At 54.2% G+C, this 19181-nt stretch carries 20 protein-coding genes and 1 tRNA gene; 10 read left to right on the forward strand and 11 right to left on the reverse strand.

The genetic code is table 11. The features are described 5' to 3' along the window. Positions 1 to 2 precede the first annotated feature (2 nt). Positions 3 to 776, reverse strand: a complete 774-nt coding sequence (locus M2418_RS23635) for a DUF3108 domain-containing protein (RefSeq protein ID WP_259149493.1) — start codon at positions 774 to 776, stop codon at positions 3 to 5. A gap of 241 nt (positions 777 to 1017) precedes the next feature. Here M2418_RS23635 and rpmB point away from each other — a divergent pair, with 241 nt between their 5' ends. Both rpmB and M2418_RS23645 read left to right on the forward strand, forming a co-directional pair. Next, positions 1018 to 1308: a 50S ribosomal protein L28 gene (gene rpmB, locus M2418_RS23640; protein WP_192491542.1), complete on the forward strand. Its 291-nt coding sequence runs from the start codon at positions 1018 to 1020 to the stop codon at positions 1306 to 1308. Positions 1309 to 1417: 109 nt separating this feature from the next. Next, positions 1418 to 2053: a VUT family protein gene (locus M2418_RS23645; RefSeq protein ID WP_192491543.1), complete on the forward strand. Its 636-nt coding sequence runs from the start codon at positions 1418 to 1420 to the stop codon at positions 2051 to 2053. A gap of 32 nt (positions 2054 to 2085) precedes the next feature. Here the strand turns inward: M2418_RS23645 and M2418_RS23650 are convergent, their stop codons facing one another. The 4 genes from M2418_RS23650 to M2418_RS23665 form a co-directional block, all read right to left on the reverse strand. Next, positions 2086 to 3138: an esterase-like activity of phytase family protein gene (locus M2418_RS23650; RefSeq protein ID WP_405049473.1), complete on the reverse strand. Its 1053-nt coding sequence runs from the start codon at positions 3136 to 3138 to the stop codon at positions 2086 to 2088. Further along, entirely contained in the window at positions 3128 to 5029 is a 1902-nt protein-coding gene (gene cobT, locus M2418_RS23655; protein ID WP_259149494.1) for a cobaltochelatase subunit CobT, read from the reverse strand. Before cobT ends, M2418_RS23650 begins: the two co-directional genes overlap by 11 nt. Before the next feature lie 151 nt (positions 5030 to 5180). Next, the gene (cobS, locus tag M2418_RS23660) at positions 5181 to 6170 is read right to left on the reverse strand and encodes a cobaltochelatase subunit CobS (RefSeq protein WP_192491545.1); all 990 of its coding nucleotides are present in this window, start codon (positions 6168 to 6170) and stop codon (positions 5181 to 5183) included. A gap of 78 nt (positions 6171 to 6248) precedes the next feature. After that, positions 6249 to 6878 carry a DnaJ domain-containing protein gene (locus M2418_RS23665; protein ID WP_192491546.1) on the reverse strand — a complete coding sequence of 210 codons (630 nt, stop codon included), beginning with the start codon at positions 6876 to 6878 and terminating at the stop codon, positions 6249 to 6251. Positions 6879 to 6977: 99 nt separating this feature from the next. On the opposite strand from M2418_RS23665, the gene M2418_RS23670 reads away from it, so the two are divergent. Beyond that, positions 6978 to 7259 carry a BolA family transcriptional regulator gene (locus M2418_RS23670; protein WP_192491573.1) on the forward strand — a complete coding sequence of 94 codons (282 nt, stop codon included), beginning with the start codon at positions 6978 to 6980 and terminating at the stop codon, positions 7257 to 7259. A gap of 69 nt (positions 7260 to 7328) precedes the next feature. Here M2418_RS23670 and aroB read toward each other — a convergent pair whose 3' ends face one another. Continuing rightward, entirely contained in the window at positions 7329 to 8462 is a 1134-nt protein-coding gene (gene aroB, locus M2418_RS23675; RefSeq protein ID WP_259149495.1) for a 3-dehydroquinate synthase, read from the reverse strand. Beyond that, positions 8459 to 9064, reverse strand: a complete 606-nt coding sequence (locus M2418_RS23680; RefSeq protein WP_192491548.1) for a shikimate kinase — start codon at positions 9062 to 9064, stop codon at positions 8459 to 8461. The genes aroB and M2418_RS23680 overlap by 4 nt, the downstream gene beginning before the upstream one ends. A 365-nt stretch (positions 9065 to 9429) precedes the next feature. Between M2418_RS23680 and xerD the strand changes: the two genes are divergently transcribed. From xerD to M2418_RS23705, 5 genes are all read left to right on the forward strand, one after another. Then, positions 9430 to 10374 carry a site-specific tyrosine recombinase XerD gene (gene xerD / locus M2418_RS23685; protein WP_250985520.1) on the forward strand — a complete coding sequence of 315 codons (945 nt, stop codon included), beginning with the start codon at positions 9430 to 9432 and terminating at the stop codon, positions 10372 to 10374. A 63-nt stretch (positions 10375 to 10437) separates the two neighbouring features. Beyond that, complete coding sequence (locus M2418_RS23690; RefSeq protein WP_192491551.1) at positions 10438 to 11391, forward strand: acetyl-CoA carboxylase carboxyltransferase subunit alpha; 954 nt, start codon at positions 10438 to 10440, stop codon at positions 11389 to 11391. A 190-nt stretch (positions 11392 to 11581) separates the two neighbouring features. Continuing rightward, entirely contained in the window at positions 11582 to 12850 is a 1269-nt protein-coding gene (locus tag M2418_RS23695; RefSeq protein WP_259149497.1) for a murein L,D-transpeptidase family protein, read from the forward strand. Next, positions 12847 to 13080 (forward strand): sulfurtransferase TusA family protein, encoded by a 234-nt coding sequence (locus M2418_RS23700; protein ID WP_192491553.1) that lies wholly within the window; start codon positions 12847 to 12849, stop codon positions 13078 to 13080. Before M2418_RS23695 ends, M2418_RS23700 begins: the two co-directional genes overlap by 4 nt. Before the next feature lie 186 nt (positions 13081 to 13266). Beyond that, positions 13267 to 14151: a DMT family transporter gene (locus tag M2418_RS23705; protein WP_259149498.1), complete on the forward strand. Its 885-nt coding sequence runs from the start codon at positions 13267 to 13269 to the stop codon at positions 14149 to 14151. A 15-nt stretch (positions 14152 to 14166) separates the two neighbouring features. Here the strand turns inward: M2418_RS23705 and glpD are convergent, their stop codons facing one another. From glpD to rocF, 3 genes are all read right to left on the reverse strand, one after another. Beyond that, positions 14167 to 15687 carry a glycerol-3-phosphate dehydrogenase gene (gene glpD, locus M2418_RS23710; RefSeq protein ID WP_259149499.1) on the reverse strand — a complete coding sequence of 507 codons (1521 nt, stop codon included), beginning with the start codon at positions 15685 to 15687 and terminating at the stop codon, positions 14167 to 14169. A gap of 155 nt (positions 15688 to 15842) precedes the next feature. Beyond that, positions 15843 to 16898 carry an ornithine cyclodeaminase gene (locus M2418_RS23715; protein ID WP_259149500.1) on the reverse strand — a complete coding sequence of 352 codons (1056 nt, stop codon included), beginning with the start codon at positions 16896 to 16898 and terminating at the stop codon, positions 15843 to 15845. A gap of 17 nt (positions 16899 to 16915) precedes the next feature. After that, the gene (gene rocF, locus M2418_RS23720) at positions 16916 to 17836 is read right to left on the reverse strand and encodes an arginase (protein WP_259149501.1); all 921 of its coding nucleotides are present in this window, start codon (positions 17834 to 17836) and stop codon (positions 16916 to 16918) included. A 129-nt stretch (positions 17837 to 17965) separates the two neighbouring features. Here rocF and M2418_RS23725 point away from each other — a divergent pair, with 129 nt between their 5' ends. Both M2418_RS23725 and M2418_RS23730 read left to right on the forward strand, forming a co-directional pair. Beyond that, positions 17966 to 18403: an Lrp/AsnC family transcriptional regulator gene (locus M2418_RS23725; RefSeq protein WP_250985513.1), complete on the forward strand. Its 438-nt coding sequence runs from the start codon at positions 17966 to 17968 to the stop codon at positions 18401 to 18403. A 102-nt stretch (positions 18404 to 18505) separates the two neighbouring features. Continuing rightward, positions 18506 to 18579, forward strand: a tRNA-Gln gene (locus M2418_RS23730). 395 nt (positions 18580 to 18974) lie between these two features. On the opposite strand, the gene M2418_RS23735 is transcribed toward M2418_RS23730, so the two are convergent. Continuing rightward, positions 18975 to 19181: hypothetical protein (locus tag M2418_RS23735; RefSeq protein WP_259149502.1), on the reverse strand; the 207-nt coding region annotated here is incomplete at its 5' end.

Here is a 19181-nt window from a genome sequence, read left to right on the forward strand (position 1 = left end):
CATCAGCCGCCATATTTGGTCGCCGTTATGTAAACGGGGCCAACCTTGGTTGGAATGCGTGCGTAGACCGGAGCGTAGAGATCCATGTTCTCGGCCTTGGCAAACCAGACTTCCATGGAAATGGATTTCAGGTACTCAATATCGGCGCGTCCCTCACGAAAGCCTGATTTCGGCACATAACGAAGGGTGCAAACGATAGCATCACCACTAAAACCGGTCGTCGAAAACGGCCGTGTGCCCTTCGAACTCAACACCAGATCCATGCGTGATTCACCGTCATAGATCGGCAGACGGCTGGGGCATACACGGCCACCGGCCGGAATGATCAGACCGGAAATCGGATCGAGAACAGAGCGCAGGTCTCTGTCACGCACCTCAACCCAATTTTTCGGTTTGGTCTTCGGTTCAGGTCGCACAACCGTCGCTGTCACGTTGCCGTTGCGATAACGCACCTCATATGTCCGCGTGCGTTTGCCATCCTTGTAAACCAGCGTGTACTGGTTTGCGAGCATACGGTTGCCACGCTTGATGCCGGATACCGTGGTACGACCGGAAATGTCCTTGATGACGCTGGCTATGCCGGCGGCGTTGAACGACCCGGTGATCGAATAATTGCCATCGGTCATCTTGGTCGAGAACGACGCCTTGGCAATCGGCAGAATTCCGAGGTTAATGCTGTACTCGCTTTTGTGATATGTATCGGCAGCCTGCGACACGCCAAATGACGCCAGCAAGAAAGCAGTGGCCTGTAGATATTTCCGTCCGATGGCTATCATTCTCGCCTACCTTTGGCCCCGCAACCGTTTCGGACTGCATCATATAGCTGCACTTGTGGCAATAAAATAGCAGTGAATGGCGGGAAAACTCGGAAATTCCGCCTCAAAGCCAATGAGCGGCTTGACTGCGCCGCCCCACCTGACTATAGAACCGCAACTTTCCAATCATGGCCAATTGGATTGCCTTCCGGTTTTTGCCGGGAAGCTGGTTCAAAAGGCAAACACAAGAATAGGTGTACCCATGTCCCGTGTATGCGAATTGACCGGCAAGGGCGTCCAGACAGGCAACAACGTCAGCCACGCCAACAACAAGACCAAGCGCCGCTTTTTGCCAAACCTCTGCAGCGTTACGCTGATTTCTGATGCTCTTGGCCAGCGTTTCAGCCTGCGCGTATCCGCTGCAGCGCTGCGTACGGTTGAACACCGTGGCGGTCTCGACGCTTTCCTTCTCAAGGCAAGCGAAAACGAACTGAGCATGCGCGCTCGTCTGCTGCGTCGCCAGATCGCAAAGAAGACTGCTGAAGCAGCCTGATCTGCCCAAGCAAGAAATACAAAGGCTTGATGGGTACCGCTCATCAAGCCTTTTTTATTGAATAAACATTGTTATCCCTCCAACTGGTGGCATCACCCAGGATAAAAAAATGCCCTACCTGCGTTACACATTTATCTATGTCGTCCTTATGACGCTTGTCGTCGTGGCTTCGAACATCCTCGTTCAGTACCCGCTCAGCGGCACACTGTACGGTATCGCCCTTGGCGATCTCCTCACCTGGGGTGCATTCACTTACCCCATCGCCTTCCTGATTACCGACCTCACCAACCGCCAGTTCGGACCATCCATTGCACGTCGTGTGGTGTTTGCCGGTTTTGTCGTTGGTGTCAGCCTGTCATTCTGGACATCCATTCCACGCATCGCCGTGGCATCGGGCACTGCCTATCTGATTGGTCAGCTTCTGGACATCTCGGTATTCAACCGTCTGCGCCGCCAGAGCTGGTGGCAGGCACCGCTGGCAGGTTCGATTGCTGGCTCCGTGCTCGACACAGCGCTGTTCTTCTCGATATCCTTTGCACCGGCATTCGCCTTCATTGGCCCCAACGATGCCTTTGCAATCGAGAATGCTCCAATCTTCGGTGTGATGGCAGCAGAGGCTCCACGGTGGATCTCCTGGGCACTGGGTGACCTCAGCGTCAAGGTTCTGGTCGGCTTGGTCATGTTGCTGCCCTACGGCGCACTGATGACGACGCTGAAGCCAATGCCACCGGCAAAGACTGTATAACCCCATAAAAATAAAGCCCGCTTCTGCGGGCTTTATTCATTCAGGCGAAACTCCAGCATCATATTGCGCTGAAGAAATGAGTGGTTGTCATCAGACACCAGAATGATGTGCGTGGCATCATCTGGCCCAGCAATCACATCCATACCTTCCATATTGTCGATTTGGCTTTCCATGCCAGCCTCAAAGATCACAGGACCATCGAGAACTGCGCCCGGCTTGATAGTCGCAGCTGGAATGCGGCGAATACGAACACCCACACCTTCGGCAAGGTTGAAGCGGCGTTCCAGTAATAGAAGATCACCATCAGGCAAAAACGCACTGTCTGTCACATCAAATGAAGGATGGCGCGAAACGGTAAAAGCGCCCTTCAGCGGACCTTCCAGAATGGCACCGAGAAGATTGCCATCCTCATCGATACTCTTTTCAGCCACCACGACCAACGCCCCTTGCAGGGGCGAATTTGCGGGTGAAAGGCCAAGTGCTTCCATACCGCCATTGGCACGCAATTCCCCCGATGGAATAAGATGCGGAATACGTTTGACAGGCCGCGACGTGGCAAAGCCTGGATCAGGATACACATCAATCCGGTGACGCTGCTCGTAGCTGACGATCACCTGCCCATCCCTCAGAACCAGCCCTTCGGCATCCATTTCCATCTTGCGATGTGGTTCGCGCCCTGCGGCATCCAGCATCGGTGTTATTTTAACGCCGGTGACACTGACAAGCTTTCCATTAGTATCGCGCTGGATTTGCCCCGTCAGCCAGTGGCCAGTATCGAGAACCGCAACAAAATTTCGACCATCGGGACGGAAACGTATACTGGACATGGCGCCGAACAGTGGCTCGCGCGAACTGAGCACTAGTCCGCCGACAAAGTCGAGCTTTCCGAAACGGGTTTCCTTGCCGCTGACCTTGAAGCCCTGCAACACCCGCGCACTGACAGGCGCGTCAACACTGTTTGCAGCAAAAACCGGCAGCGGCATGAACAATGCGACACCGGCGACCAGCGTCGCCAGGACGCCAGTCAGAGATGCCGTATTTTTTGTCTTGCTGTCGGTATATTGCGTGCGCTGCTTATCCCGCACGGCGCGCTCGTCCGGAAGCCTTTGTCGTGCCCTGCTCCTCAAACAGAGAGGCAAGCTGTTCCGTCATCGCACCAGCAAGTTCATCCGCATCCACAATCGTCACCGCGCGGCGGTAATAACGTGTCACATCGTGACCGATACCAATAGCTAGCAACTCGACCGGCGACCGTGTCTCAATCTGCTCGATAACAGCGCGCAGATGCCGCTCGAGATAATTGCCCGGATTGACCGACAGTGTAGAATCGTCGACCGGCGCACCGTCGGAAATCATCATCATAATCTTGCGCTGCTCAGGACGGCCGATCAGACGGTTATGCGCCCACATCAGCGCTTCGCCATCGATGTTTTCCTTCAGCAGGCCTTCACGCATCATCAGACCGAGATTGCGGCGTGAACGCCGCCATGGCGCATCGGCGCTCTTGTAGATGATGTGACGCAGATCGTTGAGACGACCCGGCGAAGCAGGTTTGCCATTAGCAAGCCATTGCTCGCGCGACTGGCCGCCCTTCCAGGCCTTGGTGGTGAAACCGAGGATTTCGACCTTGACGCCTGAACGTTCCAGCGTCCGTGCCAGAATGTCGGCGCAAGTCGCAGCAACAGTGATCGGACGACCACGCATCGAACCGGAATTATCGATGACAAGCGATACGACGGTGTCCCGGAACTTGGTGTCGCGTTCCTTTTTGAAGGACAATGGTTGCATCGGATCAATGATCAGACGCACCAGCCTTGCAGGGTCGAGGTAACCTTCTTCGAGATCAAAATCCCAGGAGCGGTTCTGCTGCGCCATCAGGCGGCGCTGCAAGCGGTTTGCGAGACGTCCAACAGCACCCTGTAAATGGGCAAGCTGTTTGTCGAGGAATGCGCGCAGCCGATCCAGTTCAGCCTCTTCGCACAGTTCCTCGGCATGAATTTCTTCATCGAATTCCTGCGTGAAGATACGGTAGTCGACCTTCTCGTTAAAATCGTCAAACGGGCTATTGGGGCGACGGGTTTCACCCGGCGTTTCGGAGTCTTCATCGAGATCGTCGGACATTTCGTCCTCCGACATCTCGGCGCCATCCATCTCGCCTTCTTCCATTTCTTCCTGCGAGGCTTCACTGTCCTCGGCAGGGGCTGCATCAGAACCGGCTTCTTCTTCTACCTGCTCTTCTTCTGTCTCGTTGCTGCGTGGCTGATCTTCATCGCTCTGCGCTTCCTGATCATCGGCCTCATTATCAACGTCGCCAAGATCTTCCGCCATCTGCATCGAGGTCAGCATATGACGCACGAGCTTTGCGAAAGCCTTCTGATCGTGAATGGCCGAACCAAGATTATCGAGATCGACAGAGGCCTTTTCTTCGATGAAAGGACGCCACAGATCCAGAACCTTGCCCGCACTTGCCGGCGGTTTTTCACCGGTCAGACGTTCGCGAACCAGCAAGGCCACAGCCTCGGCAATGGGTGCGTCATCCTGTTTCTCAATCGTCGAGAAATTGGCTTTGGAATATTTCTCTGTGTTCATGCTGCGAATGTTGGAGGCAACACCCGGCATGCGCAGCGAACCGATGGATTCGACACGTGCCTGTTCTACAGCATCAAAAATAACGCGCGCATCTGCACCCTGCGGTGCGAGGTTTGCGTGAATATCATTGTCGTGACAGGCCAGTCGCAACGCCATGGAATCGCCAAGACCACGCGTGATGGCAATTTCCTGTGCCGTCGGCTTTTTGGAGATTTCCGGAAGACGCATACGCTCGCCTGCAAGACCCGGACGCTCATTGGCGAACACGACCTCAACCTGCGCACTGCCAGCAACGGACCGCACACTGCCGGCAATGGCATTGCGCAACGGCTCCGTATCGATCACCGTACCGCTTTTCGCTCTGGAATTATCGCCACGCATTGCCATGCTATTACCCATTCACCTGAGAAGCCCCGCCCCTCGCACGCCGTGACGGCAAAACCGTCACACAGTTTTACGTGGCATGCCATAAGGGGCGTAATGCATTCTCATCCCTTGATAATCCGAATGTTAGATCAACCCTCAAAGAGGGGTGGTCTCACGCGGAGAGAACGATGTTTGCTGCACTTTCTTTCAGCTCAACGCCAAAGGCGCGCTGATAAAGTTCGGCAACCAAAGTGCGCTCAAGTTCGTCGCACTTGTTAAGGAACGTCACGCGGAAAGCAAAGGCGACATCGCCAAAGATTTCAGCATTTTCTCCCCAGGTAATCACAGTACGAGGGCTCATGACGGTCGAAAGGTCGCCATTGACGAAGGACGAACGCGTGAGATCGGCCAGACGCACCATTTTGGAAGCGGTTTCGCGGCCTTCCTTGGTGTTCAGCTTCTTCACCTTGGCAACAACGATATCAACTTCCTTGTCATGCGGCAGGTAGTTCAGCGTCGTGACGATAGACCAGCGGTCCATCTGTGCCTGGTTGATCTGCTGCGTGCCATGGTAAAGACCGGTGGTATCACCAAGGCCAACCGTGTTGGCGGTTGCGAAAATGCGGAATGCAGGATGAGGACGGATAACGCGGCTCTGGTCGAGCAGCGTCAGGCGACCGGAAGATTCCAGAACGCGTTGAATAACGAACATCACGTCGGGACGACCGGCATCATATTCATCGAACACAAGCGCAACATTGTGCTGGTAAGCCCACGGCAGAATGCCGTCCTTGAATTCGGTAACCTGTTTGCCGTCCTTCAGAACGATGGCGTCCTTGCCGACGAGGTCGATACGGCTGACATGGCTGTCGAGGTTGATACGAACGCATGGCCAGTTCAGGCGCGCAGCAACCTGCTCGATATGGGTGGACTTACCCGTGCCGTGGAAACCGGACACCATGACACGTCGGTTGTGAGCAAAACCCGCAAGAATTGCCAGCGTCGTCTCGCGGTCAAAAAGGTAATCCGGGTCCAGATCCGGTACATAGGCATCGCCCTGGCTATAGGCAGGCACGACCAGATCGGTATCAATACCAAAAACATCCCGAACAGAAACGGTTGTGTCCGGCAGGTTGGAAATATCAAGATCAATTTTGCTCATCACGTCTCCAAGGCGGGTAGCAAGCACCCAACCACATATCATCAGGCAATTATCAAGCGAGTTTAAGGTTCGCAGACCCTAACAGAAACCAGACTGCTTTAACAATTGATACGCTTGAATAACAGTCCGAAAACGCTCTTCCGAACCGCGATCGCCACCATTAGCATCAGGATGATGCTTTTTGACAAGTTCCTTGTAGCGGCGCTTGATTTCGTCCTGGGTTGCACTGGCTGCCAAGCCAAGCGTATCAAAAGCTTGGGCTTCCAGTGTTTTCAACTTGCGGTTCTGCTGGAACCGTTGTCCGCCGCTACGCGCGCCACCGGAGCCGGTAAAACCAAACGGGTCGCGAATACGTGCATTTGCGCCGGCAGCGCCTGATTTCAGCGTGGAATGCAAAGGGCTATCGCGGGCGGTCTTGTTGACCCCAACCGTCCAGGTCGGACGGTGACCGGTAATCGCCTCTTTCTGGTAACGCGCAATGTCGCTGTCGGACAGGCCGGAGAAGTAGTTATAACCCTTGTTATACTCCTTCACGTGCTCGAAACAGAACATGAAGAATTGCCCTTCGGCGTTGCGGCCGACGGGTGCACGATGGGCACCAGGGCGCTCGCAACCGTCCCATTGACAGGTAGGAGCTTGAACCTCCTGCTGACTGTCCTTTTTCCGGCGCGTGCGGATGCGATCAAAGTATTTCGAATCCAGTTTCATGATAGCCTGATTATGGGGTACGCAAAGGTACACAACAAGAATTGACAAACAGGAATGTTGCTGGCTTTTAAAGAGCCCCTTTTAGAATGGAATGAGACGATGTCACTGACCGCCCGCATAGAAAAAAAACTGAACGACGCTTTCGCACCGCAACGCCTTGCCGTCATCAATGAGAGCGGTAAACACGCAGGCCACCAGCCAGGAATGACCGGGGATGGGGAAACCCATATGCGTATCCAGATAGTGTCAGAAAGCTTTTCCGGCAAGTCTCGCATCGACCGCCACCGGGCAATTAATGCCCTGTTGCAGCCTGAACTGGACGAAGGTTTGCATGCTCTCGCCATCGAAGCTGCGGCACCGGGAGAACCCACCCGCTTTTAAGATATGTGGCCGTCAATCTGAGCAGCAGCAGGATTGGCATCGTAAGACACGATGCCAATCTCAAAAACATCAAGCCGGATGTTTTTCTTTCAGGAAGGATTCGACTTCGGAGGCGGCAACATTATCCGCAACGAAGGACTGGCCAATACCATGGGTCAGGATGAAGGTAAGCTTGCCGCTTTTGACCTTCTTGTCCTGTGCAATCGCCGCCATCAGCATTTCAACCGGTGGCAGGGTGCCGGGAATTTCATTCATCGAAACAGGCAGACCAACCGCTTTCAGATGCGCCTCGACCCGCTTTGCGTCATCCGGGCTCGCCAGATTGAGCCGCGACGAGAACTGGTGCGCAAGAACCATGCCGATGGCAACACCTTCGCCGTGCACCAGACGTTTGCTGTCATATTCAGTTGCCGCTTCCAGCGCATGTCCGAAAGTATGGCCGAGATTGAGCAATGCGCGACGTCCGTTCTCGAATTCATCTTCGACAACCACATCGGATTTTGCCTGGCAGCTGGTGGCAATGGCTTCAATGCGCGCCGTACCACCGGCAAAAACCTCCTGCCAATTTTTCTCAAGCCACTCGAAGAAATCCGGTTTGTCGATAAGGCCGTATTTGACCACTTCCGCGTAACCGGCGCGGAATTCGCGCTTGCTCAACGTATCGAGCACCGAGGAATCCGCCAGAACCAGATCCGGCTGATGAAACACACCAACAAGGTTCTTGCCATGACGGGTGTTGATGCCGGTTTTGCCACCGACCGATGAATCCACCTGTGACAGCAGCGTGGTCGGTATCTGTACAAACCGCACACCACGCCGCACTGTGCCGGCGGCAAAGCCAGTCAGATCACCGATTACACCACCGCCCAAGGCAATGACTGCGTCATTACGTTCAACGCGTGCCTCAAGAATGAGGTCGCAGACTGCCATATAATGTTCGAAGCTCTTGGTCTTCTCACCCGCTGGCAGGGTCAGGGAAACGGCCTCAATGCCATCGGTCTGCAGGCTGTCCATCACCATATCAAGATAGAGAGGTGCGACATGTTCATCCGTGATGATCGCCGCTCGGCGACCTTTGAGACGCGAAGAAATTTCTCCGCCAGCCTTGGTCATCAGACCTGGCCCGATCAGAATGTCGTAAGCGCGCCCTACCAACGGCACATGCACGCGCCGCTCCTGCGATGATCCTGTCGAGGTCGTCATGATTTGGCATTTCCATTCTTGGAGGTAGCGAGGTCACGTCCGGCAACAGCCGCCAGAACCTCAGTCACGATGATATCTTTGCCCACATCGCGGGATTCGATCACTAGATCAGCCTCGGCATAGATCGGGTATCTCTTTATCATCAGGTTTTCGAGCGTGGCTTTTGGGTTCTCGGTTTTCAACAACGGCCGATGATCGCGCTTGTTGACGCGCTCCCACAATACATCCAGATCAGCCCTCAGCCACAGAGAAAGACCGGCATTCTTGATATGATTGCGAGTAACCTCGTTGATAAATGCGCCGCCGCCTGTCGAAACCACCTTAGGGCCACCGCGCAAAAGCCTTCTGATGACACGAGCCTCAAGTGCACGGAATTCGTTTTCGCCGTATTTTGCAAACAGGTCAGTGATCGTCATGCGCGATACGCGCTCGATCTCCGCATCCGTATCGACAAAAGTAACGCCAAGTTGCTGTGCGACCAGACGGCCGATCGCAGATTTACCAGCGCCCATAAGACCGACAAAGACGATATTGCGTCTTCCGAGCTTCGCCCGTGCTTCCTCAGCAAGCGTGGGAACGGGAAATGTGAAAGATTCGCTCATTAATGTGCAGGTCCGGTTCGATTCCGGTATCTGCAAATGTTTAGCCAGCGTCAAGAGATATTCCTTATGGCTCAGGCTAAAAGCCTCAGACATTAACGGTCAAAGATTGAACGCGTCTGGTTGCCCTTTGCTTTCATCTTTTGCATATGGGACAAGACAAACCCAATCTGGCACAGCAATGATAGATGGAGGGCCAATGCCAACCCTGTTCCGCTTTTTGTTTATCTGCGCCGCCATTGTCGGAATTGTTTACGGATCCATGGTTTCACTTGTGATGCTGGTTGAACCCCGAGAACGCGATATAACCGTGCGAATTCCTTCCGAGCGCCTTAACCCGCCGGTCCAGTGAGACCAAGAGACCGCCAATGAGCAAGATGGACAGTGCCCGTCTGGAAAGTTTCCTGGAAATGATGAGCGCGGAACGGGGCGCGGCTGACAATACGCTTCAATCCTACGAACGTGATCTTTCCGACCTCTGGCAGTTTCTGATCGATAACGGCACTTCGCTGATGCAGGCGCAGCAGAGCGACCTTTCAGCCTATCTTTCTCATCTGGCCACACTTGGCTTTGCCGCCTCGTCACAAGCACGCCACCTGTCCAGCATGCGCCAGTTCTACAAATTTCTGTATGCCGAGGGTCTGCGCGACGATGACCCGACCAGCATCCTCGACGCACCAAAGAAAACAACGCCGCTGCCCAAAATCATGAGTGTGGCCGATGTGAACCGCCTTTTACAGCAGGCCTCAGCTGAGGCAGAGCAAGAAGGACCAGGGCAGCTTTCGCGGTTGCGTATGCATGTTCTTCTGGAACTGCTTTATGCCACCGGCATGCGCGTCAGCGAACTTGTATCTCTGCCGCTCACGGCATTGGCACAAAAAGAGCGGTTCTTGTCGATCCGCGGCAAGGGCAACAAAGAGCGGCTGGTCCTGCTTTCGCGCACGGCAATGGACGCGATGTCAGCCTATGGCAGCGCCCTAAAGGCCAATAGCGACCCGAAAAACGAAAATCCCTGGCTTTTTCCTTCTTATGGTAAATCGGGCCACTTGCCGCGTCAGGTATTCGCCCGTGACCTGAAAGATATTGCCATTCGTGCCGGTATAAACCCTTCTGCGATATCGCCACACGTCATGCGACACGCCTTTGCCAGCCATCTTTTGCAAAATGGCGCCGATCTGCGTGCGGTACAGGAATTGTTGGGTCATTCCGACATTGCAACGACACAAATCTATACACATGTACTGGAAGAACGCCTGCAAGAACTGGTACAAACACACCACCCCCTTGCCAAACAGGGCAAAAAACACGATTAGAGCCTGCGGAACCGCCGGTAAGGACCGGATAAACCTTGGGCAAAACGATCGGAAACGGATCTCATGCACAACTACCTCGACTTCGAAAAACCAATCTCCGACCTTGAAGGCAAAATCATAGAGCTGAAAAAGCTCGCCACCGAGGACGAGAGCATAGACACCTCGGAGGAGATCACCCGTCTGGAAAGCCGTGTTCAGGATGCGATGCAGGACATCTATTCCAAACTGAACCCCTGGCAGAAGACGCAGGTAGCACGCCACCCGCAGCGTCCGCATTTCGTGGACTATGCAACTGCGCTGTTTACCGACTTCACACCATTGGCGGGCGACCGCAAGTTTTCGGAAGATGCCGCCATTCAGGCAGGCCTCGGTCGCTTTAATGGCCAGCCGGTTGCCATTATCGGTCAGGAAAAAGGCAACGATACCAAGTCGCGCCTCAAGCACAATTTCGGCAGCCCGCGCCCAGAGGGTTACCGCAAGGCTATCCGCGTGCTGGAACTGGCTGATCGCTTCTCGCTTCCGGTCATTACGCTGATCGATACCGCAGGCGCCTATCCCGGCGTTGGCGCCGAAGAGCGCGGACAGGCCGAAGCCATCGCTCGCTCGACCGAAATGTGCCTCAACGTCAAGGTCCCAATCGTCTCCGTTGTTATCGGCGAAGGTGGTTCGGGCGGCGCCATTGCCATTGCAACGGGCAACCGTGTCTACATGCTTGAGCACGCAATCTATTCGGTGATTTCACCTGAAGGTGCAGCATCCATTCTCTGGCGCGATTCCACCCGTGCAAAGGAAGCCGCCACCAACATGAAGATCACCTCGGAAGATCTGAAGTCGCTGGGCGTTATCGACGGTATCATTCCAGAGCCGATTGGCGGTGCACATCGTGATCCTTCCAAGGTCATCACCGCGACCGGTGACGTGATCAACAAGGCACTTTCTGACCTGTCGTCCCATTCTGCCAACCAAATCCGTGCGGAACGCCGCCAGAAATTCCTCGATATCGGCAGAAATCTCTGATTATGTCCGCATTACCAGCGAATATGGCCTAAACTAGGCCATATTCTGATCACAGACATGTGTGCGACGGAGGCAACGGGGGTGGATTGCCGATCAGTTAAGAACATGTAAACGGTTAACGCTGTATTTTAAATGACATGCTGTTGACGGAACAACGCCAACGGCGGCTTGTTTTTTCGGATCGATCTTCATGCGTTTGATACATCTTGCTCTTCTGGCGTGCACAGCCTTCGCATTGACAAGTTGCAACGATACGCTCGACACCGTCGAAGCGGACGTCTCGCACATCAAAAATAAGGTCGGCCACCCGCTTTCGCCAGCAAGACTTGCTGAAATGCAGAAAAAGGACATGGAGCGCAATGCGCCCATCATGATCCGCATTTTCAAGGAAGAAGGCGCGCTTGAAATCTGGAAAGCGAAACGTGACAACCGTTTCGACAAGATTGCCGAATATCAGATCTGTGCATGGTCAGGTAAACTTGGCCCAAAGGTCAAGGAAGGCGACCGGCAAGCCCCGGAAGGTTTCTATAACCTGACACCCGGCCACATGAACCCGAATTCCAGCTATTATCTGGCCATCAACACCGGATTTCCGAACCGCTATGACCAGGCCAACGGGCGTTCAGGTACCAACCTGATGATCCATGGTGCCTGCTCCTCATCCGGTTGTTATTCGATGACCGACGCGCAGGTCCTAGAAATCTACGCTTTTGCCCGTGATGCGTTTACTGGTGGCCAAAAGACCATTCAGCTGCAGGCATTCCCCTTCCGCATGACAGCGGAAAACATGGTACGCCACCGCCACAGCGAAAACCTTGATTTCTGGAAAATGCTGAAGGTCGGCTACGACAATTTTGAAGTGACCAAGCGCCCACCGGAAGTAAATGTCTGCGAGAAGAAATATGTCTTCAACCAGCAGACCGAAGGTGGATCGTTTAACGCTTCGGCACAATGCCCTGCCATGAGCACACCGCCAGCATTGGCGAACGCACTGGCAGGGTACGGCAAGACTTATGATCTTGCCTATGAAAAGGCAGTCAAAAAATACGACGGCATGGCGTGGTATGACCCAAGCGAGGCTGAGCGCAAGGCAGTTGTTGCCGACAAGCGTAAGGGCCGCGAAGCCGCTTACGCCCCCACCGGTTCTTCGCTGAAGGCTGGCAAGCTTATGAAGGAGGCGGAATTCGCTGCCCTCATGGACAAAAAGAACCATGTCACACCGGTTTTGACACCACAGACCCCTTCGGCAACAGCCTCGACACCACGTCCGGCAACACCGCAACAGTCTCCAGTCAGCACTGGTCAGACGGCTATCGCTTCGAACACGACGCAGCCAGCCGCTGGCATGACAACAGCTTCGGTCCCTGTTCCGTCGATGAACCCGCTCGCCTTCGCGCCACAGCAGGCACCGGAGCCAGAAAAGAAAAAACCATTCTGGAAGCTTTGGGCAACGGAATGACCTCCAGCGGTCCGGAAATGCTTGACCTGCGTGGGCTGCGTTGCCCACTGCCGGTTCTGCGAGCCAGAAAGCTACTTGCCAAAAAACAATCCGGATTCGAATTTATCATCGAGACCACCGATCCTCTCGCTGTGATCGATATTCCCCATCTTTGCAATGAAGACGGACACGCATTGCTGGAAAGCACTGCGCTGGAAAACAGCCACCGCTTTCACATTCGCAAGGGTTGAGCGCCTCAACCTCGGCAACGCCTTAAAGATAAGAAAGCTAAGATTGCCTTGCATAGCTGAAACCTAAAAAATCAGGTTGTCAGACAATGAAGAATGGTTTCTTATAAAACTGACTTCCCGCCTTTTACATGCATTTGGCACGCGCCCTACACCGGCGTCGGTCAGAACCCAAGATATGAGCTTTCAATGCAAGCCAAGACCACCGGCCTCCTTTATGCGCTGATTGCTTTCAGCATTTTTGCGGTTCAGGACGGTATCTCGAAATATCTTGGCACCCATTATCCGCCGGTCTTCGTGACCATGATCCGCTATTGGGCGTTTGCACTGTTTGCGATCTTCATGGCCATCCGATCCCGAGATGGGTTACGGGCAACAATCGCGGCAAAGCGGCTAGGCCTGCAAATCAGCCGTGGTGTGATCCTTGCGGTACAGATTTCGCTATCGATCACATCTTTCGCCATTGTCGGCCTGGCACACTCCCATTCCATTCTGGCCTCCACACCACTGATGGTGGCAGCGCTGTCCGTCCCCATTCTCGGGGAGCGTGTCGGCTGGCGCCGCTGGTCGGCTATTCTCGTCGGTTTTATCGGGGTGCTGATTATCCTCAAACCGGAAGGTGATGGATTTGACCCGATGCTGATCGTCACTTTCATTGCCGCATTCCTGCTTGGGCTTTATGGCGTGTTGACACGGCTGGCCAGCCGTACTGACAGTGCCATGACCAGCTTCTTTTATACCGGCGTTGCGGGCGCTGTCGCGCTGACCTTTGTCGGTCCCTTTTATTGGGTTTCTTTTGCGCCACATGATATTGTCTGGATGCTTGCATTGTGTGCCACCGGCATGAGTGGCCACTATCTGCTCATCAAAGCCTTTGAACTGGCCGATGCAGCCTCGGTACAGCCGTTCTCTTATTACCAGCTTGTTCTGGTCTCGATCATCGGCGTGACGCTTTTTGGCGAGAGCCTGAGCACCAATATGATCATTGGCGCTGTGATCGTTGTCGCCGCAGGTGTCTTCACCATTTGGCGTGAAAACATGGTCGCACGTAAGAACCGCAAGACGGAGGGCTGACAGCCCTCCTATTCCTTATGCGGCTGGGGCATTCGCTGTATTTACCATGTAGGTCTCAAGCACTTCAATCTGCTCTGCGGTGAGGTGGAGACCAATCTTGGTACGGCGCCAGACGACATCGACGGCATGGTTCGCCCATTCCTGCGTCATCAGCCAATCAACCTCTTTGGCGTAGAGATCTGCGCCAAAATGTTGACCGAGCTCGGAAATTTGCACAGCTGACCCAAGCACACGATTGGCATTGGTGCCATAAAGCCTGACGAGGCGTCTTGCATGTGATGTTTCCAGAAATGGATAAGCGGCGGAGAGCTTTTTGACTTCGGTCTCATAACCCGTGACATCGAAATCACCACCCGGCAAACGGCTCTTTGCAGTCCACGGCGCCCCCTTGATGACCAAGGCCTTGCCAATGATTTCCATCGCATGTTCAGCAAGACGGCGATATGTGGTGAGTTTGCCACCAAACACATTGAGAAGCGGTGCTTCGTCAGTGGCTCCATCCAGTTTCAGCACATAATCACGGGTCGCTTCCTGCGCCTTAGAGGCACCGTCATCATAGAGCGGACGAACAGCGGAATAGGTCCAGACGATATCTTCTGCGCGAACCGGCTCAGCAAAGTATTCGCTGGCGGCATTGCACAGATACTGAATTTCCTCGTCACTGATCTTCACGTCCTTCGGATCAGCCTTGTAGTCACGATCTGTCGTGCCGATCAGCGTGAACTCATCCTCATAGGGAATGGCGAAAATTATGCGGTTGTCAGGGTTCTGGAAGAAATAGGCACGCGGATCATCGAACTTCTTTTTCACGATGATATGGCTGCCCTGCACAAGCCGTACATTATGCACGGCGTTGCGGCCCAAGGACTGCCCCAGCACCTGGTCAACCCACGGGCCCGCCGCATTGACCAGCATGCGGGTTTTAACCGTCGTGACCTGCCCACTAACCGTATCGGTCAATGTCAGCGACCAGAGCTTGCCATCACGCTTCGCCGACGTCACTCTGGTGCGGTTCATGATATGTGCGCCACGGTCGGCCGCATCCCGCGCATTCAGAACCACCAGCCGCGCATCATCCACCCAACCGTCAGAATATTCGAATGCCTTGTCGAAAATCGGCTTCAGCGGTTTGCCTGCCGCATCGCGGCGCATGTCCAGCGACCTGGTCGGTGGCAACAACTTGCGGCCACCTAAGTGGTCATAGAGGAACAGGCCGAGGCGAATGAGCCAGGCAGGGCGCACACCGCCCTTATGGTAAGGCAACACAAACCGCATCGGCTTGATGATATGTGGTGCCATTGCCCACAGCACTTCACGTTCCATCAGCGATTCACGAACCAACCGGAACTCGTAATGTTCGAGATATCGCAAACCACCGTGAATAAGTTTGGTGGCACCAGATGACGTACCTGCAGCAAAATCGCTCATTTCGGCAAGGCCAACCGAGTACCCACGGCCAGCAGCATCACGTGCGATGCCGCAGCCATTGATGCCGCCACCGATAATGAAGAGGTCGTGTATTACGTCCTGCTGCAAGTTCGTCTCCCCAAAGGAAAATCTCATTGTATCCGGAACAGCTTACAGCACCGAAGATAATGAAATTCAAATGAAACTATGACGAAATTCAGCAGAATAACGTCATGAGTCTCAATCTGGCCAATGGGAGGCGTAAACAGATTACCCGACCTTTATCAGGCCATCGCTGCCTCACAACGCAGCAACATGCCGAATAGATCGCGTGGATCATCCGGGTCAGCAAGGAGGTCCAACTCCTCGAAAAGCCCTGTATCGTGCAGTTTGGCACGCACATAGCGCAGAGCCGAAAAATCCTCGGTCGCAAAACCGACGCTGTCAAAAAGCGTAATCTGGTGATCGTTCACCCGGCCGTCCGTCATGCCAGCCATCACCTGCCACAACTCCGTGACCGGATAATCGGCCGGTAACTGCTGTATCTCGCCTTCGATACGGGTCTGCGGCGGATATTCCACAAAGATATCCGATCGCAACAGGATATCCTTGTGCAGCTCCGTCTTGCCTGGGCAATCACCACCAACCGCGTTGATGTGCACGCCAGGGCCAACCATGTTGTCACTGAGGATCGTGGCATATTGTTTGTCTGCCGTAACCGTGGTGATGATGTCAGCACCTTCGACGGCATCCTGCGCAGTCGGACAAATCACAATATCAAAACCCTGTCCGGCAAGATTACGCCTGCATTTCTCACTCGCGGCGGGATCAATGTCATAGAGACGCAGTTGATCGATACCGAGGATAGCCTTGAAGGCACGCGCCTGAAATTCGCTCTGGGCACCATTACCGATGATCGCCATGGTGCGCGCGTTCTTGCGTGCAAGATGTTTGGCCGCAACCGCTGACGTCGCAGCGGTTCTAAGCGCCGTCAGGATTGTCATTTCGGTCAGCAGCATCGGATAACCGTTGCCTACGTCAGAAAGTACGCCAAAGGCCGTTACGGTCTGCCGGCCTTCCCGCGTGTTCTTGGGATGGCCGTTGACGTATTTGAAGCCGTATAAAGTGCCATCGCTGGTCGGCATCAGTTCAATAACACCATCGGTCGAGTGCGACGCGATGCGGGGCGTCTTGTCAAAACTCTCCCAGCGCAGGAAATCTTCTTCGACAACATCCGCCAGTTCACGCAGGAATGTATCGATGCCGATCTTCAAAACCAGCTTCATCATGTGATCGACACTGACGAATGGAACGATATTCAGATTAGGTGCGATTGTCATAGTCATCTCCTCCGCAATCAGCCTGCCCGGTTCGGGCGATCCATCACACTCTTGCCCATCAGGCTGGCAGCAAGATCGACCATAAGCGTTGCTGTACGCCCTCTTTCATCCAGAAACGGATTAAGCTCGACCAGATCAAGGCTCGAAACCAGACCGCTGTCGTGCAGCATCTCCATCACCAGATGTGCCTCACGAAAGGTAGCGCCACCCGGAACTGTTGTGCCTACCGCTGGCGCGATGGCGGGCTCAAGGAAGTCCACATCAAGGCTGACATGTAGCAGACCATTTGCGGCCTCGACCTTCGCAAGAAACTCGCGCAGCAGCACGGCGACGCCATGTTCGTCGATCATGCGCATGTCATGCACGGTGATACCAGAGCCTTTGAGGGCGACGCTCTCAGCCGGATCAACGCTTCGAATACCGATCATGCAGATGCGGTTTGGATCAACGGGGTGTTCAAGCGGTGGGAAATAGCCCGAAAAACTTTCTCGTCCGCTGTAATAAGCAACAGGCACGCCATGCAGATTGCCGCTGTGCGTTGTTTCAAGGCTGTGATAATCCGTATGAGCATCAAGCCAGAGCACAAAAAGCGGACGGCTCATTTCTGCAGCACGCTTTGACAAGCCGGCAACCGTTCCCGCCGATATCGCATGGTCACCGCCCATGAAAATCGGCATGCCAAGCCCGCTTTCACGATAGGCCGCTTCACTCAGAGCTTCCGTCCAGGCAGCCGTCTCACCGAGGTGGTGAACGGCGGCGTTGGGATGCGGGATTTCCGCGAACGCCTTGGGTGCCACATTACCGATATCAGTGACCGTGTGACCAAGAGCTTGAAGCGCGGTTTTAAGACCTGCAATCCTAAGCGCACTTGGGCCCATCTCGCAGCCCAACTGCCCTGCTCCAATCTGCAATGGTGCACCAATCAGTCTGCATTCCATGGCCATCACTCCTCTCAAATTCTATTCAGAGGATCAGACCATGTTTAACTGGCGAGATGAACAATAATTATTGGCAAATAGCGCCAATAGCTTTACCATTTTGGTCACTCATGGAGACAAAGTGGCAACATGGATCCGCTTGACGAAAAACTCATCACGCAATTGCGCCATAATGGACGTCGCAGCATTTCGGATCTGGCCGCAGAAACCGGCGCGTCGCGTGCCACAGTACGTGCGCATATAGAACGACTGGAAAAGTCCGGCGTTATTCTAGGTTACACCGTCATTCTACGGGCTGATGCCGTTGAAGAGGCGGTGCGGGGCATCATGATGATCGAAATCGAGGGGCATGTGACGGATCGCGTGATTCGCGCACTCGAAGGCATTGCTGAAATTTCTGAAGTTCATACCACCAATGGCCGCTGGGATCTGATCGCTGAACTCAGCGCCCCAACACTGGCCACCTTCGACGCGATCCTACGCCGCATACGCCTTATTCCCGGTATCACCGGCAGCGAAACCAGCCTGTTATTATCCTCGCCACACTCAACACGGGCGAGATTGTAAGCAAAGCGAATTTCCTTTGCCAAAAACGCATTTTGAGCTTGCATCAGGGGTTAAATCATTTATATGACGCCCTATCAGAGCGGCGCAGCCACTTCGCAGCGTTGGGGAATAGTTCAACGGTAGAACGACGGACTCTGACTCCGTTAATCTTGGTTCGAATCCAGGTTCCCCAGCCAATTCTCTTTTCCAGATACAGTATAATACCGTAAGAAAGCTCTTTAGTGAGTTGGCATTATATGTGCATGCGTACGCATTGTAACTCACACCTTTCCCGGAACTTGACTCCTGTGACCTGCCAAAACCGGTAAGTTAATCGCATTATGTCGCGTCTGATTGGCCAGCTTTCTCTTGGCAAATCCGTGGACCACACGGGCAAATGACCTGCCGTTTACGCCGCCGTCTTATGTTGGCACATGCTCCGCGTTCCATTCCCCGCGATTTTACTACTTTGTTTACGTACCTGCACCGCCTGGCAAAAGGACCGCAGCGTTCCCCTTTATGTCAGTGGTTCTCAGGCAGGTTTGTTGCCTGCTGTTCTGCCGATCATAATACCGAGATGTCTGCACTGTAATCAGGTCGATACGGGCGTACCGCCACCATTCACATCGACCGCAAGTTTCGGACCGTCATTATCGGCGACTGAGATGTGACGGCAAGTCGATCGATCAGCTCTATTACGCCCCGCCTTTCGCGCCGGGCCGATCATAAGAAGTGGTGCAGCACGTTGTGCTGCCTTTTTTGGCGCCGGCCGTCGTGTTGTTCGGTCTCCGCTGCGTGC

This window comes from Rhizobium sp. BIGb0125 (assembly GCF_024810055.1).
Taxonomy (GTDB): Bacteria; Pseudomonadota; Alphaproteobacteria; order Rhizobiales; family Rhizobiaceae; genus Agrobacterium.

Bases quoted from the DNA above. Each gene is read 5' to 3' on its own strand.
- M2418_RS23635 (WP_259149493.1), bottom strand. From the start codon at position 776: ATGATAGCCATCGGACGGAAATATCTACAGGCCACTGCTTTCTTGCTG.
- rpmB (WP_192491542.1), top strand. From the start codon at position 1,018: ATGTCCCGTGTATGCGAATTGACCGGCAAGGGCGTCCAGACAGGCAAC.
- M2418_RS23645 (WP_192491543.1), top strand. From the start codon at position 1,418: ATGCCCTACCTGCGTTACACATTTATCTATGTCGTCCTTATGACGCTT.
- cobT (WP_259149494.1), bottom strand. From the start codon at position 5,029: ATGGCAATGCGTGGCGATAATTCCAGAGCGAAAAGCGGTACGGTGATC.
- cobS (WP_192491545.1), bottom strand. From the start codon at position 6,170: ATGAGCAAAATTGATCTTGATATTTCCAACCTGCCGGACACAACCGTT.
- M2418_RS23665 (WP_192491546.1), bottom strand. From the start codon at position 6,878: ATGAAACTGGATTCGAAATACTTTGATCGCATCCGCACGCGCCGGAAA.
- M2418_RS23670 (WP_192491573.1), top strand. From the start codon at position 6,978: ATGTCACTGACCGCCCGCATAGAAAAAAAACTGAACGACGCTTTCGCA.
- aroB (WP_259149495.1), bottom strand. From the start codon at position 8,462: ATGACGACCTCGACAGGATCATCGCAGGAGCGGCGCGTGCATGTGCCG.
- M2418_RS23680 (WP_192491548.1), bottom strand. From the start codon at position 9,064: ATGAGCGAATCTTTCACATTTCCCGTTCCCACGCTTGCTGAGGAAGCA.
- xerD (WP_250985520.1), top strand. From the start codon at position 9,430: ATGAGCAAGATGGACAGTGCCCGTCTGGAAAGTTTCCTGGAAATGATG.
- M2418_RS23690 (WP_192491551.1), top strand. From the start codon at position 10,438: ATGCACAACTACCTCGACTTCGAAAAACCAATCTCCGACCTTGAAGGC.
- M2418_RS23695 (WP_259149497.1), top strand. From the start codon at position 11,582: ATGCGTTTGATACATCTTGCTCTTCTGGCGTGCACAGCCTTCGCATTG.
- M2418_RS23700 (WP_192491553.1), top strand. From the start codon at position 12,847: ATGACCTCCAGCGGTCCGGAAATGCTTGACCTGCGTGGGCTGCGTTGC.
- M2418_RS23705 (WP_259149498.1), top strand. From the start codon at position 13,267: ATGCAAGCCAAGACCACCGGCCTCCTTTATGCGCTGATTGCTTTCAGC.
- M2418_RS23715 (WP_259149500.1), bottom strand. From the start codon at position 16,898: ATGACAATCGCACCTAATCTGAATATCGTTCCATTCGTCAGTGTCGAT.
- rocF (WP_259149501.1), bottom strand. From the start codon at position 17,836: ATGGAATGCAGACTGATTGGTGCACCATTGCAGATTGGAGCAGGGCAG.
- M2418_RS23725 (WP_250985513.1), top strand. From the start codon at position 17,966: ATGGATCCGCTTGACGAAAAACTCATCACGCAATTGCGCCATAATGGA.